General features: G+C 60.9%; 15 protein-coding genes. 7 read left to right on the top strand and 8 right to left on the bottom strand.

Annotation, left to right across the window (positions count from 1 at the left end):
• Positions 1 to 72: 72 nt before the first annotated feature.
• Positions 73 to 1,068, top strand: a complete 996-nt coding sequence (locus AKL25_RS12870; protein ID WP_050478072.1) for a M14 family zinc carboxypeptidase — start codon at positions 73 to 75, stop codon at positions 1,066 to 1,068.
• Positions 1,065 to 1,826: an alpha/beta fold hydrolase gene (locus AKL25_RS12865; protein WP_050478071.1), complete on the top strand. Its 762-nt coding sequence runs from the start codon at positions 1,065 to 1,067 to the stop codon at positions 1,824 to 1,826. The genes AKL25_RS12870 and AKL25_RS12865 overlap by 4 nt, the downstream gene beginning before the upstream one ends.
• A 172-nt stretch (positions 1,827 to 1,998) precedes the next feature.
• Here the strand turns inward: AKL25_RS12865 and AKL25_RS24670 are convergent, their stop codons facing one another.
• Entirely contained in the window at positions 1,999 to 2,148 is a 150-nt protein-coding gene (locus AKL25_RS24670; protein WP_240475729.1) for a hypothetical protein, read from the bottom strand.
• 10 nt (positions 2,149 to 2,158) lie between these two features.
• Here AKL25_RS24670 and AKL25_RS12860 point away from each other — a divergent pair, with 10 nt between their 5' ends.
• Positions 2,159 to 2,491 (top strand): hypothetical protein, encoded by a 333-nt coding sequence (locus tag AKL25_RS12860; RefSeq protein WP_240475728.1) that lies wholly within the window; start codon positions 2,159 to 2,161, stop codon positions 2,489 to 2,491.
• A gap of 251 nt (positions 2,492 to 2,742) precedes the next feature.
• Here the strand turns inward: AKL25_RS12860 and AKL25_RS12855 are convergent, their stop codons facing one another.
• From AKL25_RS12855 to AKL25_RS12845, 3 genes are all read right to left on the bottom strand, one after another.
• Entirely contained in the window at positions 2,743 to 3,054 is a 312-nt protein-coding gene (locus tag AKL25_RS12855; protein WP_050478069.1) for a hypothetical protein, read from the bottom strand.
• Positions 3,055 to 3,125: 71 nt separating this feature from the next.
• Positions 3,126 to 4,271 carry a branched-chain amino acid ABC transporter substrate-binding protein gene (locus AKL25_RS12850; RefSeq protein WP_050478068.1) on the bottom strand — a complete coding sequence of 382 codons (1,146 nt, stop codon included), beginning with the start codon at positions 4,269 to 4,271 and terminating at the stop codon, positions 3,126 to 3,128.
• A 207-nt stretch (positions 4,272 to 4,478) separates the two neighbouring features.
• Positions 4,479 to 5,336, bottom strand: coding sequence for an MOSC domain-containing protein (locus AKL25_RS12845; RefSeq protein ID WP_050478067.1), 858 nt, complete (start codon positions 5,334 to 5,336; stop codon positions 4,479 to 4,481).
• Between the two features lie 227 nt (positions 5,337 to 5,563).
• On the opposite strand from AKL25_RS12845, the gene AKL25_RS12840 reads away from it, so the two are divergent.
• A complete protein-coding gene (locus AKL25_RS12840; RefSeq protein WP_050478204.1) occupies positions 5,564 to 6,013 on the top strand; it encodes a CopD family protein in 450 nt (149 codons plus the stop codon).
• Here AKL25_RS12840 and alaC read toward each other — a convergent pair.
• Both alaC and AKL25_RS12830 read right to left on the bottom strand, forming a co-directional pair.
• Complete coding sequence (alaC, locus tag AKL25_RS12835; protein WP_050478066.1) at positions 5,976 to 7,253, bottom strand: alanine transaminase; 1,278 nt, start codon at positions 7,251 to 7,253, stop codon at positions 5,976 to 5,978. The two genes, AKL25_RS12840 and alaC, sit on opposite strands and share 38 nt — an antisense overlap.
• A 166-nt stretch (positions 7,254 to 7,419) precedes the next feature.
• Positions 7,420 to 8,325: a LysR family transcriptional regulator gene (locus AKL25_RS12830; RefSeq protein WP_050478065.1), complete on the bottom strand. Its 906-nt coding sequence runs from the start codon at positions 8,323 to 8,325 to the stop codon at positions 7,420 to 7,422.
• Between the two features lie 146 nt (positions 8,326 to 8,471).
• Between AKL25_RS12830 and AKL25_RS12825 the strand changes: the two genes are divergently transcribed.
• Positions 8,472 to 9,404, top strand: a complete 933-nt coding sequence (locus tag AKL25_RS12825) for an alpha/beta hydrolase family protein (RefSeq protein WP_050478064.1) — start codon at positions 8,472 to 8,474, stop codon at positions 9,402 to 9,404.
• On the opposite strand, the gene AKL25_RS12820 is transcribed toward AKL25_RS12825, so the two are convergent.
• Positions 9,401 to 10,321, bottom strand: coding sequence for a DMT family transporter (locus tag AKL25_RS12820; protein WP_050478063.1), 921 nt, complete (start codon positions 10,319 to 10,321; stop codon positions 9,401 to 9,403). The two genes, AKL25_RS12825 and AKL25_RS12820, sit on opposite strands and share 4 nt — an antisense overlap.
• Before the next feature lie 43 nt (positions 10,322 to 10,364).
• Positions 10,365 to 11,129 carry a GNAT family N-acetyltransferase gene (locus AKL25_RS12815; protein ID WP_050478062.1) on the bottom strand — a complete coding sequence of 255 codons (765 nt, stop codon included), beginning with the start codon at positions 11,127 to 11,129 and terminating at the stop codon, positions 10,365 to 10,367.
• Positions 11,130 to 11,267: 138 nt separating this feature from the next.
• Here AKL25_RS12815 and pdxR point away from each other — a divergent pair, with 138 nt between their 5' ends.
• Both pdxR and AKL25_RS12805 read left to right on the top strand, forming a co-directional pair.
• Positions 11,268 to 12,755 (top strand): MocR-like pyridoxine biosynthesis transcription factor PdxR, encoded by a 1,488-nt coding sequence (gene pdxR, locus AKL25_RS12810; RefSeq protein WP_050478061.1) that lies wholly within the window; start codon positions 11,268 to 11,270, stop codon positions 12,753 to 12,755.
• A gap of 44 nt (positions 12,756 to 12,799) precedes the next feature.
• On the top strand, positions 12,800 to 13,546 hold the full coding sequence (locus tag AKL25_RS12805; RefSeq protein WP_050478060.1) for a sulfite exporter TauE/SafE family protein: 747 nt from the start codon (positions 12,800 to 12,802) through the stop codon (positions 13,544 to 13,546).
• The last annotated feature ends 26 nt before the right edge of the window (positions 13,547 to 13,572 follow it).

Raw genomic sequence — 13,572 nt, 5'->3', positions numbered from 1 at the left:
TGTCATTTTGCTGCGACAATTCTGTGCAAGAATAGGCCGCATCCCGTTGAGCGCATGGAGCCGGCAAACCGCATGGATCTGAAGCTACCCGAACTGACCGAACTGGAACGCATCATTCAGGCTGGCTCGCCGTGGCTGGAGGCGCGTTCCGCCTGCAACGTCGAATTTCAGGGGCGGCATTTCCCGGTCTATGTGCTGAGCATCGGCAGCAAGGATCCCGCCGCGCCGGCAGTCGGCTTCTTCGGCGGCGTGCACGGGCTGGAGCGCATCGGCACGCGCATCCTGCTGGCCTTCCTGCGCAGCCTGATCGGCCGCCTCAAGTGGGACAAGGTCCTGCATCACCAGCTGGAATCGGTGCGCCTGATCTTCATGCCGCTGGTCAATCCGGCCGGCATGTGGAACAACACCCGCTGCAATGCCAGCGGCGTCGACCTGATGCGCAACGCGCCTGTCGATTCCCTTGAAAAAGTCCCCTTCATGCTCGGCGGTCAGCGCTTCAGCGCGCGCCTGCCCTGGTATCGCGGCGCTGCCGACGCGCCGATGGAAGCCGAGGCGCAGGCGCTGTGCGACATCGTGCGCGGGGAACTCAGCAGCCGCCCGTTCAGCGTCGCGCTGGATTGCCATTCCGGCTTCGGTTTGCAGGACCGGATCTGGTTTCCCTTTGCGCACAGCTCGAAACCGATACGCCACATGCCGCAGATCGAAGCGCTCAAGGATCTGTTCAGCCAGACCTACGCCGACCACAACTATCTGTTCGAGCCGCAAAGCCTGCAATACTTGACCCACGGCGACCTGTGGGATTACCTCTACATGCAGACGGCGGCCGAAACCGACAATGTCTTCCTGCCGCTGACGCTGGAGATGGGATCGTGGCGCTGGGTGAAGAAAAATCCGCGCCAATTGTTTTCGCGCACCGGCATGTTCAACCCCAATGCTCCGCATCGCTTGCAGCGCGTGCTGCGCAGCCATCTGGTCTGGTTCGATTTCCTGACCCGCGCCGCATGCGCGCACCAGCACTGGCTGCCCGGCGAGGACGGCGGCGCACCCGTCAGGATGACGAGCGCATGAGCCCTTGGATTCTGTTGCGCGGCCTGATGCGCGAAACCCGCCATTGGGGCGAGTTTCCGCAGATGCTATCAGAGCACTTCCCCGGCGCCGGCATCGTCATGCTGGACCTGCCCGGCAACGGCAGCCTGCATCGCCAGCGCAGTCCGTCGCACGTGCAGGAAATGACGGAAGCCTGCCGCCGCCAGCTGGCCGGACGCGGCGTCGCGCCGCCGTTCAATCTGCTGGCGCTGTCATTGGGCGCGATGGTCGCCTGCGACTGGAGCACGCGCTATCCGGAAGAGATCGGCAGAGCCGTGCTGATCAACACCAGCCTGCGCCCATTCAGCCCGTTCTATCAGCGCCTGCGGCCGCGCAACTATCCGGCGCTGCTGAAACTGGCGCTGGGTAATTCCGATGCAGCCGCGCGCGAACGCACGATACTCAGGCTCACCAGCAACCGTCACACGCCCGCCAGCCTGCTCAGCGAGTGGATGCGCTACGCGCGCGAGCATCCCGTCGCACCGGAGAACGCCTTGCGCCAGCTGCTTGCGGCAATGCGGTATCACGCGCCGCGACAAGCGCCCCGTGCACCGGTACTGATCCTTTCCGGCAAGGCAGACCGGCTGGTCAATACGCGCTGCTCAGCGGCGCTGGCGAGCCGCTGGCAAGCCCCGCTGCGCGTGCACGACACGGCAGGCCACGACCTCACGCTCGACGAACCGGCCTGGGTCGCGCAGCAAATTCACGCGTGGGCAGATGCAGCAAAAGAGGAGACATAGCGAACATGTTCATATGTCGATGACAACGTTTACATTTGTTTTCACTTGAAAGAAAAAACAGAAATCTCTTTGAAATCAGACCAGTAGTGCGTTTTATGATTGCGTAACAAGCAAAATATATATATATTGTTTATATTATTTATTCGGGAGCAACCATGGCAACACAAAATCCTCAAGCAAAAACCGCTGTGCGCGCAACACCGGCGAAGACGGCAAAACCGGCAGTCAAGCCAGCCGCAATCGCTGCAAAGACACCTGCAAAACCGGCTGCAAAAGTCGTCGCAAAGAAAACAGCCGCTCCTGCCAAGGCAAAAATCGTCAAGAAGCCTGCAGTGAAAGCCGCAACCAAAGCCATCGCACCGGCATTGAAGAAACCACTGGCGCCAGTGGCAAAGACTGCAGTCAAGGCGATTGCCAAGACCGAGAAAAAAGCAGAAGTAAAGATCAAGAAGATCAAGCAAGTCCGCGACAGCTTCACCATGCCGGAAACTGAATACGAAGTGCTGAGCCAGGTGAAGAAGGCATGCCTGAAGGCCGGCTTTGAAATCAAGAAGAGCGACCTGCTGCGCATCGGCGTATCGCTGATCAAGAACCTGGAAACCGGCAAGCTGAAGACGCTGCTGGCTGGCCTGACGCCGCTGAAGGTCGGCCGTCCGAAGAAATAATTCTTCCCGCCTTCCGTTCCTCCCTCCGAAGATGCCGCCGGCGTTTTCGGAGGCGATCCCTGCACTACACCTCGTCCCGCAGTTCCTCTCGCCTTACCGCCCTCCTCGCAACACCCAATCTCAATAGTTCTTCCAGACGCGATTCATTGACGCCGGACGGCATCCGGCAATACGATCGTTTGCGTTGCAGCGTCTCGTCGTTGTTGAACCTGATGTTGACGCTCAATGATGCCGGCTGATGCAGGCCCTGCTCAGAACACCGCCATGCGCTCCAGCGTATGCTTCGGCTCTTCGCCTTCCGGATGCATCAGCGCGATTGTTTTCAGTCCCGGCTGGATCTTGACGACCTGCACGCGCGGGCCCGGCACGATCTTGTCGCCTTCCGCAAATACGGTCCAGACCTCTTCGCCGTACTTGAGCGCTTCGAGCACGTGAATCACATGGCTCTCGCTCGGCGCGACCTTCCAGCGATTGGTGTCCGTGTTTGCCAATCCCCAGCGCACGTATTGCACTTGGCCTTGTTTGTTGTAGTTGACGGCGGTGATGACGCGGATGATAGGCATGGATTCAGGCAAGCAAAAAGTGGAACCCCGATTATGTCACCGTATCTTTCCGGCGCGGTATATCGGATGCTTCATTTTTTCCCGCCGATGACTTTCAGCGGCACCCATTTCTGGTCTTTTACCTGGAAGATAGTGAAGACCGGATTGGCCAGATTGCCTTCGGCATCGAAGGCGATTGTGCCGGTCAATCCGTTGTGACGCACCTGATGCATCGCAGCAATGATCCGTTGACGATCCAGTGAGTTGGCCTGCCTGATCGCCGCCACCAGGACCTGCACTGCATCATAGGAGAACGGCGCATACAAGCCCATCTCACCGCCGAACCTGCTCTTGTATGTCTTCTCAAACTGCTGCCATGGCGCGCCTTTGTAGGAAGGCTGTCCCGGCTCCAGCGCAACGGTGCCATTGCCCGCCTCGCCGGCGATCTTCAGGTATTGCGCCCCGACCGTGCCGCCCACGCTGACCAGCGGCGCGTTGATGTCGAAACGTTTCAGCTCTTTCGCCAGCTGCCCTGCCTGGGCGTCAAGTCCGCCGAAAAAGACGACATCGGGATTCTGCTTCTGAACGTTCCGCAGCACCGCATTGAAATCCGAAGTGCGGCTGCTCACGCCGAACTGGCTGACGATATTGCCTTTGAGCGACGTCACCATTTGCGCAAAGTGTTTGGCATACCCGGCGCCGAACGGCGTCTGGTCGTCGATGATGGCGATGCGCTGCGACTTCATCTGGCGCACCACATATTCTGCGGTGTAGCCGGCGCCTTCATCGTCATGCGGAACGATGCGAAACGTGGTCGGGAAGGATTGTTCCGTATAGGCATGCGCGGTGGTCGCCTGGGCGATCTGCACGATGTCGGCATTCTTGTAAATCAGCGACGCCGGAATGCCGACGCCGGAGTTCCAATGGCCGATGACGCCGACCACGCCGCTCTTGACGAAGTATTCGGCGACCAGCAAGCCGGTGCGCGGATCCGAGCGGTCATCCTGCGTCAGCAATTTGAATACCAGCTTGTCGCCATCGATGTGGATGGCTTGCCGGTTGGCGTCGTCGACGGCGATTTCCGCCGCATGCACCAGACTGGCGCCGATGGAGCCCGACGCGCCGGTCAACGGCGCCGCGTAGCCGATCAATACTGTCCTGTCTGCCGCCATCGCCTGCGATGACAACAGCATCGCCGCACCGAGGCCGAACAACTTCAAAGAATCCAGCAGTTTCATTCTTGCATTCCCCAGATTCTTAATCTCGTCTGTATCTTGATCGGAGGAGCCGATCGTCAGAAAAACATCGCAAGTTCCATGCCTGCGCGATCACAGACAGCGGTAAAGAATGTACAGGAAAGAGACGAAAATGAGAACGACGGGAATGTTTCAGAATCGTGACAAACGATGACGTTCCCCGCATGAAACAAGAACGGGCGATGCCTGTCAGAAATTCAATTCAACCTGCGCTTCCTGCCCGACACGCAGCAGATTGCCTTGGCCCCGGACCACAATAGCATTCTGTCCGAAGGTCAGGCCGCCGTCGACGCGGTCGTTGGCGCGATAGGTCGCCATCGTGTCGAGCGGCTCGCCGGGCCATTCCGCGCTGCTGCGGCCCGTCTCCTGGTCGATCCCCGGCACCGGGCAACGCGCACAGGGCTTGATCATGCGGAGAACGATTTCACTGCCCGGCTCGCCCAGCGTCAGCGTGTCGACGTAATCTTCTTCGTAGGCGTCCAGCCCCGACAGGACCACATTGGGACGGAAGCGATTCATCGGAATCGCGGGCGCACCCTTCTTTTTCATGCGCTGGTTGAGATCTTCAAGCGAGGCCTCATTGGCCACCAGCAACGGAAAACCATCCGCAAACTGCGTCGCGACAAGCGCATCGCCGGTCCATTTCTGACTGCAGATGCGCCGCTCGGCGGGATTGAATTGCACCAGACGCGCATCGGCGCCGAAATAGGAAGAGAACCATTCATGCGCCTGCTTGCCGCAGTCGAGCGGCTGCACGGCATAGTCCCAAATGCTTGCAGACACGGCGGCGGCGGCGGCTGCCGGCGCCAGCGGCAGACTGAGTTGCGGCATGCCGCGCGCGCGCACGATCAGGGCCTCGCCGGTCAACGCCGTCTTCACGGTCGCCATCAGCGGATGTTCGCGCTGCGACAAGAAGCGGCCATCGCGGTCGATCAGCATCCAGTGCCGGTCCATGAACAGCCCCTGCTCGCTGATGCCCGCTTCGGCCAGGTCGATGCCGCCGCAGGATTTGATCGGGTAGATATGCAATGCGCTTAAGCTGACCATGAAATACGATCCTTACCGTTTTTTACTTTTGTCTGTTGCAAAGATAGTAGCGTATCGCATCGTCCCGGACATGCGACAATCCGGATTCGCCGGTGCGATGAATTGTAGAAAGTGCGAAAAAAGTGCGAAGAAGCCAGAATGAAGCGCTTTGACAACGCTAACAATTTCAACAAAACCGCCCTCTCCATCCACCGTTCTTCCTTTACTCTTTTACTTCCTCTGCCATGATGATCTTTGCCAAGTACTTGCACATCCTCGGTTTCACGGTCTGGGTCGGCGGCATGTTTTTCGCCTACCAGTGCCTGCGCCCCGTCGCCGGCGCCGTGTTGCAAGCGCCCCAGCGGCTGACGCTGTGGGCCGGCGTATTCGCTAAGTTTTTCACCTGGGTATGGCTGTCCATCCTGCTGATCCTGGCAAGCGGCCTGCTCATGATGGCGCAGATGGGCAAGCCGCCGCTGCATGTTTCGGCCATGGCCGGTCTCGGCATCCTGATGATGCTGATCTTTGCCCACGTGTTCTTCGCGCCGTTCAAGCGCCTCAAGCGCGCCGTCGCAGCGGAAGACTGGAGCGCCGGCGGTGCGGCGCTCGCGCAGATTCGCCGCATCGTCGGCATCAACCTGATCCTCGGCCTGGTCGTGATTACCCTTGGTGCGCTGGGCCCGGCCTTTTTGGCTTGACCGTCACGGTCGGCGCGGGTTTTTCTTCCGCGTCCGTCTTGTCCATTTTCTCGCCGCGCAGCATCGCCTTGATGCCGCGGATGGCCTGGCGGATGCGTGATTCGTTTTCGATCAGGGCAAAGCGCACGTATTCGTCGCCGTACTCGCCGAAGCCGATACCCGGCGATACGCAGACCTTGGCTTTGTCGAGCAGCTGGCGCGAGAACTCCAGCGAACCGAGGTGGCGGTAGGCTTCGGGAATACGCGCCCAGATATACATCGACGCCTTCGGCACATCCACCATCCAGCCGGCTTCGTGCAAGCCTTTCACCAGCACGTTGCGGCGGCTTTCGTAATTGGCGCGGATCTCTTCCACGCAACTCTGGTCGCCTTCCAATGCCGCAATCGCCGCCACCTGTACCGGCGTAAAGCTGCCGTAATCGTGGTAACTCTTGATGCGCGCCAGCGCCGCCACCAGTTCCTTGTTGCCGACCATGAAACCGATGCGCCAGCCGGCCATGTTGTAGCTCTTGGACATCGTGAAGAATTCCACGGCGACGTCGCGCGCACCTTCCACCTGCATGATCGACGGCGCCTTCCAGCCGTCGAAGGTGATGTCGGCGTAAGCCAGGTCATGCACGACGAGGATATTGTGTTCGCGCGCCAGCTTGACCACGCGCTCAAAGAATTCCAGCTCCACGCACTGCGCCGTCGGATTGGACGGAAAGCCCAGCACCATCATCTTCGGTTTGGGATAGCTCTCGCGGATCGCGCGCTCCAGCTCGGAGAAGAAATCGACATCCGGACTCATGCGCACAGAGCGGATGTCCGCGCCCGCAATCACGGCGCCGTAGATATGAATCGGGTAGCTCGGATTGGGCACCAGCACCGTGTCGCCCTTGTCCAGCGTCGCCAGCATCAGATGGGCGAGACCTTCCTTGGAACCGATGGTGACGATGGCTTCGCTGTCGGGATTGAAGTCGACGTCGTAGCGGCTCTTGTACCAGTGCGTGATGGCCCGGCGCAGGCGCGGGATGCCCTTGGACGCCGAATAACCATGGGTGTCGGGACGCTGCGCCACTTCGACCAGCTTCTCGACGATATGTTTGGGTGTGGCGCCGTCGGGATTACCCATCGACATGTCGATGATATCCTCGCCGCGACGGCGCGCAGCCATCTTGAGCTCGGCGGTGATATTGAAAACGTAGGGAGGAAGACGATCGATGCGCGCAAAGCTGCGCGGACTGCGGGATTGAGTCATGTTGTACTTTCACGTGAGCGCCCGGAACCGTCCGAGCGACGTTGGATCGATGAGATCCGTCAACGATACTACGTCAATTCTTTTGCGCTTGTGAAGTGATTTTTTGCAAAAATGTTGCGCCGTATTTTGTCCTGAAAACCTCAACAATCAGATTACGTCGTAATCCTTACTTTGCGCTTTCTGCACTTTCCTGCACCAGGAAGGTAATCAGGCTGCGCACCCGCGCCGGCAACAAACGCCCCGGCAAATGCAAGGCATAGACTTGCTCGCCGAAACCGACATCGACGCGCGCCTCCGGACAGAGATCCACCAGCCGCCCCGCAGCCATATCGTCGTTGACGAAATAATCGGGCATCACCGCCATGCACAATGAGCTGCGCGCCGATTCGCGCACCACGTCGAGATCGTTCGACAGCAACACCGGTTCCGCAGGACATTGCAGTTTCTTGCCGGCCTGCTGAATCAGCGGCTGCACGAATTGCCTGCTGCGCGCGAATCCGGCCAGCGGGATCGCCTGCAGATCGCCGCTCGCCAGTTCGGCCGCATAGCGCCCTGCCAGGTCGGGACTGGCGCACAGCCGCCACGAAATGCCGAACAGCTTGCGCGCCACGACGTTCTCCGGCAACTGCGACGCCACGCGGATCGCCAGGTCGACCGGATCGCTGGTGATGTCGACCGCCTGTTCGCTGAAACGCAAATCGACCTGCACGCGCGGATTGGCCTTCATGTAGGACATCAGCAAAGGCTTGAGCCAGACCGCGCCCAGCGCCAGCGGCGCCGAGATGCGCACTAGCCCCGTGGTGTCTTCGTTGAGCCCGTGCGCCAGCATGTTGGCATCCTTGAGGATGTCGGCCATGCGGTCGGCGTGCGCCGCCAGCCGGTAGCCGGCCTCCGTCAGGCCGACCCGGCGCGTGGTGCGCATCAGCAACTGGCAGCCCAGCCGGGTCTCGATCGCCTTGATGCGATGGCTCAGCGCCGAACGCGACAAGTCCAGCGCCTTGGCGGCTTTGCTCAGACTGCCGGCCTTGGCGACATGGCAAAAGATGATCAGGGAGTTGGCATCGAGGTTCATGGTGATGTTTGCTTACTTATTGGTGAATCAAACTCAACAAACTGATGAAGTCAGCATAGCTTATGCGAAACAATTTCGCTTCCTACAATGAGGGCAAGACAAATCTTTTGCATCCCGACGGCTTCCTTACCGCTTCCCGAGACCTCATGCACATCGAATCCAGCATTCAGATCGCCGCCACCGACGGCTATCCGCTCGGCGCCACGCTGTTCTACGCCGACGACTCGCCGCATCCTGAACGGCTGGCCATCGTCAACTGCGCCACCGGCGTCAAGGCCGTGTATTACGCCCGTTATGCGCGCTTTCTGGCGGACCACGGCTACCTGGCACTGACCTGGGACTATCGCGGCATCGGCGCCTCGCGCCCGGCATCATTGCGTGGCTTCAAGGCCGGCAAGTTCGACTGGGGCAGCAAGGACTTCGAAGGCGTCCTGCAATGGGCCGCCAACAATTTCCCCGATAGCGAGATCCACGTCGTCGGCCACAGCATCGGCGGCGTCATGCCGGGTTATGCCGCGTCGTGCTGGCGCATCGACCGGCTGCTGGCGGTCGGCGCGCAATACGCTTACTGGCGCGATTACGCACAGGCTGTGCGGCGGCGCATGTTCCTGAAATGGCATGTGGCGATGCCTTTGCTGAGCAAGCTGCTCGGCTATTTTCCCGGCCGCGCGCTGGGATGGCTGGAAGATCTGCCGGCCGGCGTCGCCTGCGAATGGGCGTTTCGCCGCGCCCGGCTGGAACATCCTGAGCCTGCCCGCGCCGATCATTTTGCGTTGCTGGGTTGCCCCACGCTGGCCTATACGATCAGCGACGATCCCTTCGGCACACCGGCAGCGGTGACGCGCCTGCTCGACTATTACGTCAACAGCAAACGCACGCTGGTCAGCCTGACGCCGCACGATTTGCACCTGAAACAGATCGGCCATTTCGCCTTCTTCCACGACCGCTTCCGCGGCAGCCTCTGGCCGGAGACCCTGCAATGGCTGACCACCGGCATCCATCGCCGCCGCATACTCGGCGAATGGCCGTCAGCACGCATCGTGAACGAAGAAGCCGAGGATCTGGAGGACGCGGCCTAGCTCGTGGTGGCCGTAGTAGCGGCTGCACGACGCTCCGGCAAGGCGCCGATGGCGATGCCGATGATGATCAGCACCATCGACGCCACCAGGCTCAATTCCAGCGGTTCGCCCAGGGCCAGCGACGAACACACGATGCCGAACACCGGCACGCCCAGCAGGCCGAGCGAGGTCGTCATCGCCGGCAACGCCTGATTGACCTTGTTGATCGCCCAGTAGGCAATCGCGATGCCGAAGGTGGCGCTGTACAACTGCAGGCCGATCACCTGCGCATTCAGGTCGACTTGCGGCGGTCCTTCAAACAGCCAGGCGCACGGCACCAGCACGCAGCTTGCCGTCAATGCCTGCCATACCAGCAGATCGAAAGGCTGGCCGATCCAGCGGTGGCCGCGCACATACAAAATGCTCGCCGCCCAGAACATCGCGCCCAGCAGGATCAGGCCGTTGCCGAGCACCGAGGCATGGTTGCTCCAGTCAAACGCCAGCGGATTGAAGATCAGCACCAGCCCCAGCAAGCCGAACACCGTGCCGATGGCGCGCCGCAGGGTAAACGCCTCGCCGAGGAACAGGCGCGCGCAAGGCGCCACCCACATCGGCGTGGTATACGCCAGCACCACGGACCGGCCGGCCGCCACGTGCTGCATGCCGACGTTGCCGAGGATGGAATACGCCGTCATGTGCAGCAAACCGACGCTGAACACCACCGGCAAATCGCCGCGCTGCGGCAGGATCAGCCGGCCGCGCGCCAGGCAGATGACCAGCAGCACGACCGTACCGATGCATGAGCGGATCGCCGTCGACCAGATCGGCGACATGTAATGCAGGATGGCCTTGTTGACCGGCCAGGTGGTGCCCCAGATGATGACCACCACGCCCAGCAAGAGGATCGCCTGGCGGGAGGACAAACTTGATTCGCGCATATTTTCTTTGTTATCTCGTTGTGAGTGATGACGGAAGGCGCAACTATGCAGCGCTTTTCTCGCCGTCGTTGCCGGCCTCGCGATGACGCGCCATCAAGGCGCCGAGACTGTCGCGCTGGCGGCCCTGCGCATCGAAATTATCCGGATCGAGCCAGTGTTCGAACGCGCTCTTGATCTGCGGCCACTCACTGTCGGTGATCGAAAACCACGCCGTATCGCGACTGCGGTTCTTGTACACCACGGCCTTGCGGAAGATGCCTTCGAAGGTGAAGCCGTAGCGCAGCGCCGCGGCGCGCGAAGGCGCGTTGAGGCTGTCGCACTTCCACTCATAACGGCGATATCCCAGCTCATCGAAGGCGCGGCGCATCATCAGGAACATGGCCTCGGTGGCGGCGCGCGTGCGCTGCAGGCGCGGCGAGAAATTGATGTTGCCGACTTCGATGGCGCCGAAGTTCGGATCCATGCGCATGAAGGACGCCACGCCGACGGCGCGGTCGCTGTCCAGATCGACGATGGCGTGCATCATCGGATCCTTGCTGACGCTCATCTTCTCGACCCAGTCGCGATACTCCGCAAAAGTGGCCGGCGGATTGGCGAACAGATAGGTGAAATTGCGGCCCCCGGCATCGTCGCCGTTGGCGTCGAACAGTTGCTCTGCATGCAGCCCGGCCTTGATCGGCTCGACACGGCAATAGCGGCCGTACATGGCGACCGGCGGCGGCAACTGGCGCGGCGTCCAGTCGGCCAGCGGCAGGCCTATCGGTTGGCCGAATTCGTTTTGGGCGTGAAGAGCGGTAGAGGTTGTCATGTCAGGAAGAGAGAAGTAAAGGATCGAATGAAGCATCGAATTGTTGAATGAATCTGCACGAATCCGTGCCATGGAACATAGATTAATGATAAATTTGGTCCTTCAAAAGAGCCAATATTCAGTATTTTCATCAAACCAATGCAAAACAATCTGAGTACCTCGCCCTCTCCTTTTCCGTTCGACCTGACGGGAATGCATCTCGCGCCCGGCAAAGGCCTGGCGGTGCAGCTGTACCAGAGCCTGCGCGACCGCATCCTCGGCGGCCAGATCGATCGCCAGGTCAAACTGCCGACCACGCGCGAGCTGGCGCAGGCGCTCAAGGTATCGCGCACGACCGTGGTCCGCGCCTACGATCAGTTGTATGCCGAGGGCTACATCAGCGCGCGCGTCGGCGACGGCACCTACGTGTCGGCGCCGGCCAGCGATATTCCCAAAGCACCATTGCCGGCCAAGGTCGTCGCCAAGCCGCGCCTGTCGGCGCTGGGGCAACGCGTCGCCACCCACGCCAAGCTCATGCCGCAGCCCGGCAAGCCGCGCGCCTTCCGTCTCGGCGTACCGGCGCTGGACTTGTTTCCGGGCGACGTGTGGGCGCGGCTGCAGGCGGACTTCTGGCGACGCGCGCCGGAGAACTGCATCGGCTACAGCGATCCGGCCGGCGATCCGCAATTGCGCGCGATGCTGGCAGGCTATCTGCGCAATGCGCGCGGCCTGGTGTGCGATCCGGACCAGATCATCATCACCGCCGGCACCCAGCAGGCGCTGTTCATGTGCGCCCAGTTGCTGCTCAACCCCGGCGATCTGGCCGCCATGGAAAACCCCGGCTATCCGCGTGCGGCGTCGGCACTGACGCTGACCGGCGGCAAGGTGGTCGGCATCGGCGTCGACGGCGAAGGCTTGATCGCGCAAGAGCTGCATGCGCATCGCGACATCCGCCTGACCTACGTCACGCCCTCGCATCAATACCCCAGCGGCGTCACGCTGTCGCTGGCGCGCCGGCTGGAATTGCTGGCCTGGGCCGAAGCCAATCAGAGCTATATCCTCGAAGACGACTACGACGGCGAGTATCGCTACAGCGGCACGCCGCTGGCCTTGCTGGCGTCGCTGGACCGCAGCGGACGGGTGCTGTACATGGGGACGTTTTCCAAGATCGCCTTTCCCGGCCTGCGCCTCGGTTACATCGTCGCGCCGCCGGCGCTGGCCACTACCCTGGTCAATCTGCGCATGCAATATGATCGCCACTCTTCCGTACCGGAACAGGCGGTGATGGCGGAATTCATCGCCCAGGGCCATTTCCAGCGCCATGTACGCCGCATGCGCCGCGCCAGCCGTGCGCGCCGCGACGCCATGACCGAGGTGTGGGACCGTATCCGTCCGGGCGGCATCGTGTTGCCGCAGATCGACGCCGGGCTGCACTGCACCGTGCGCCTGCCGACGGTCAGGCAGCAGGACGACATGATCGAAAAGGCCCTGGCGGCCGGCGTGGAAATCGACGCACTGACGCGCTTCTGGCTGCAGGATCAACTCGGCAACGGCAACGAAGGCGCCGGCCTGGTCATGGGCTTCGGCGGAGCGAACGAGACGGAAATCGCAGCATCGATCAAGACGCTTGCCAAAGTCTGGCGCTGAACCAAAAAAACACTGAAGAAAAGCAAAGGGATAGCGACAACAATATGGATTCATCGATTCTTATCATCGTCATCGGCGCCATGGCAGCCGGTTTCGTCCAAGGCTTGTCGGGATTTGCATTTGCCCTGGTGGCGATGTCGTTCTGGGTATGGACCGTCGATCCTGTCGTGGCAGCTGCCTTGGTCGTATTTGGCTCGCTGATCGGTCAACTGCTGGCGGTCTTTTCCGTGCGGCGCGGTTTCAAGCCGAGACTGTTGCTGCCCTTTATTTTTGGCGGCTTGCTTGGCATTCCGCTCGGCGTATTGATTTTGCCAGCGCTCAACCCCGACATCTTCAAAGCTTTTCTCGGCGTCTTGCTGGCGGTCTGGTGTCCGGTCATGCTGCTGGCGCCGAAATTGCCGCCGCTGCGATTCGGCGGCAGGATTGCCGACGGCATGGTCGGTATCGTCGGCGGCGTCATGGGTGGAATTGGCGGCTTCAGCGGTGTGATTCCGACGCTGTGGTGCAATTTGCGCCGTTTCGAGAAAGACGAGCAGCGCTCCGTGATTCAGAATTTCAACCTGAGCATGCAGGCAGTGACGCTCGCGATCTACATTTTCAGCGGCATCATCACCCGCAAAATGCTGCCGCTCTTCGGCATCGTCGCACCGGCCATGCTGATTCCCACCTTGCTTGGCGCCCGTCTCTATGTGGGCATCAGCGAAGCAGCATTCCGCAGGATTGTGCTGAGCCTGTTGACCTTGTCGGGCATCGCCTTGCTCGCCTCGTCCTTGCCGAAACTCCTCGCTTAGCAGTTCTCTTCCGAGGCCCCTTAAAG

This window comes from Herbaspirillum rhizosphaerae (genome assembly GCF_001189965.1).
Taxonomy (GTDB): domain Bacteria; phylum Pseudomonadota; class Gammaproteobacteria; order Burkholderiales; family Burkholderiaceae_D; genus Herbaspirillum; species Herbaspirillum rhizosphaerae.
The sequence above is the reverse complement of the archived record's forward strand: the minus strand, read 5'-3'. Positions and strand labels throughout refer to the sequence as shown.

Bases quoted from the DNA above. Each gene is read 5' to 3' on its own strand.
- AKL25_RS12855 (WP_050478069.1), bottom strand. From the start codon at position 3,054: ATGCCTATCATCCGCGTCATCACCGCCGTCAACTACAACAAACAAGGC.
- AKL25_RS12870 (WP_050478072.1), top strand. From the start codon at position 73: ATGGATCTGAAGCTACCCGAACTGACCGAACTGGAACGCATCATTCAG.
- AKL25_RS12805 (WP_050478060.1), top strand. From the start codon at position 12,800: ATGGATTCATCGATTCTTATCATCGTCATCGGCGCCATGGCAGCCGGT.
- AKL25_RS12865 (WP_050478071.1), top strand. From the start codon at position 1,065: ATGAGCCCTTGGATTCTGTTGCGCGGCCTGATGCGCGAAACCCGCCAT.
- pdxR (WP_050478061.1), top strand. From the start codon at position 11,268: ATGCAAAACAATCTGAGTACCTCGCCCTCTCCTTTTCCGTTCGACCTG.
- AKL25_RS12850 (WP_050478068.1), bottom strand. From the start codon at position 4,271: ATGAAACTGCTGGATTCTTTGAAGTTGTTCGGCCTCGGTGCGGCGATG.
- AKL25_RS12815 (WP_050478062.1), bottom strand. From the start codon at position 11,129: ATGACAACCTCTACCGCTCTTCACGCCCAAAACGAATTCGGCCAACCG.
- AKL25_RS12830 (WP_050478065.1), bottom strand. From the start codon at position 8,325: ATGAACCTCGATGCCAACTCCCTGATCATCTTTTGCCATGTCGCCAAG.
- AKL25_RS12840 (WP_050478204.1), top strand. From the start codon at position 5,564: ATGATCTTTGCCAAGTACTTGCACATCCTCGGTTTCACGGTCTGGGTC.
- AKL25_RS12820 (WP_050478063.1), bottom strand. From the start codon at position 10,321: ATGCGCGAATCAAGTTTGTCCTCCCGCCAGGCGATCCTCTTGCTGGGC.
- AKL25_RS12845 (WP_050478067.1), bottom strand. From the start codon at position 5,336: ATGGTCAGCTTAAGCGCATTGCATATCTACCCGATCAAATCCTGCGGC.
- AKL25_RS12825 (WP_050478064.1), top strand. From the start codon at position 8,472: ATGCACATCGAATCCAGCATTCAGATCGCCGCCACCGACGGCTATCCG.
- alaC (WP_050478066.1), bottom strand. From the start codon at position 7,253: ATGACTCAATCCCGCAGTCCGCGCAGCTTTGCGCGCATCGATCGTCTT.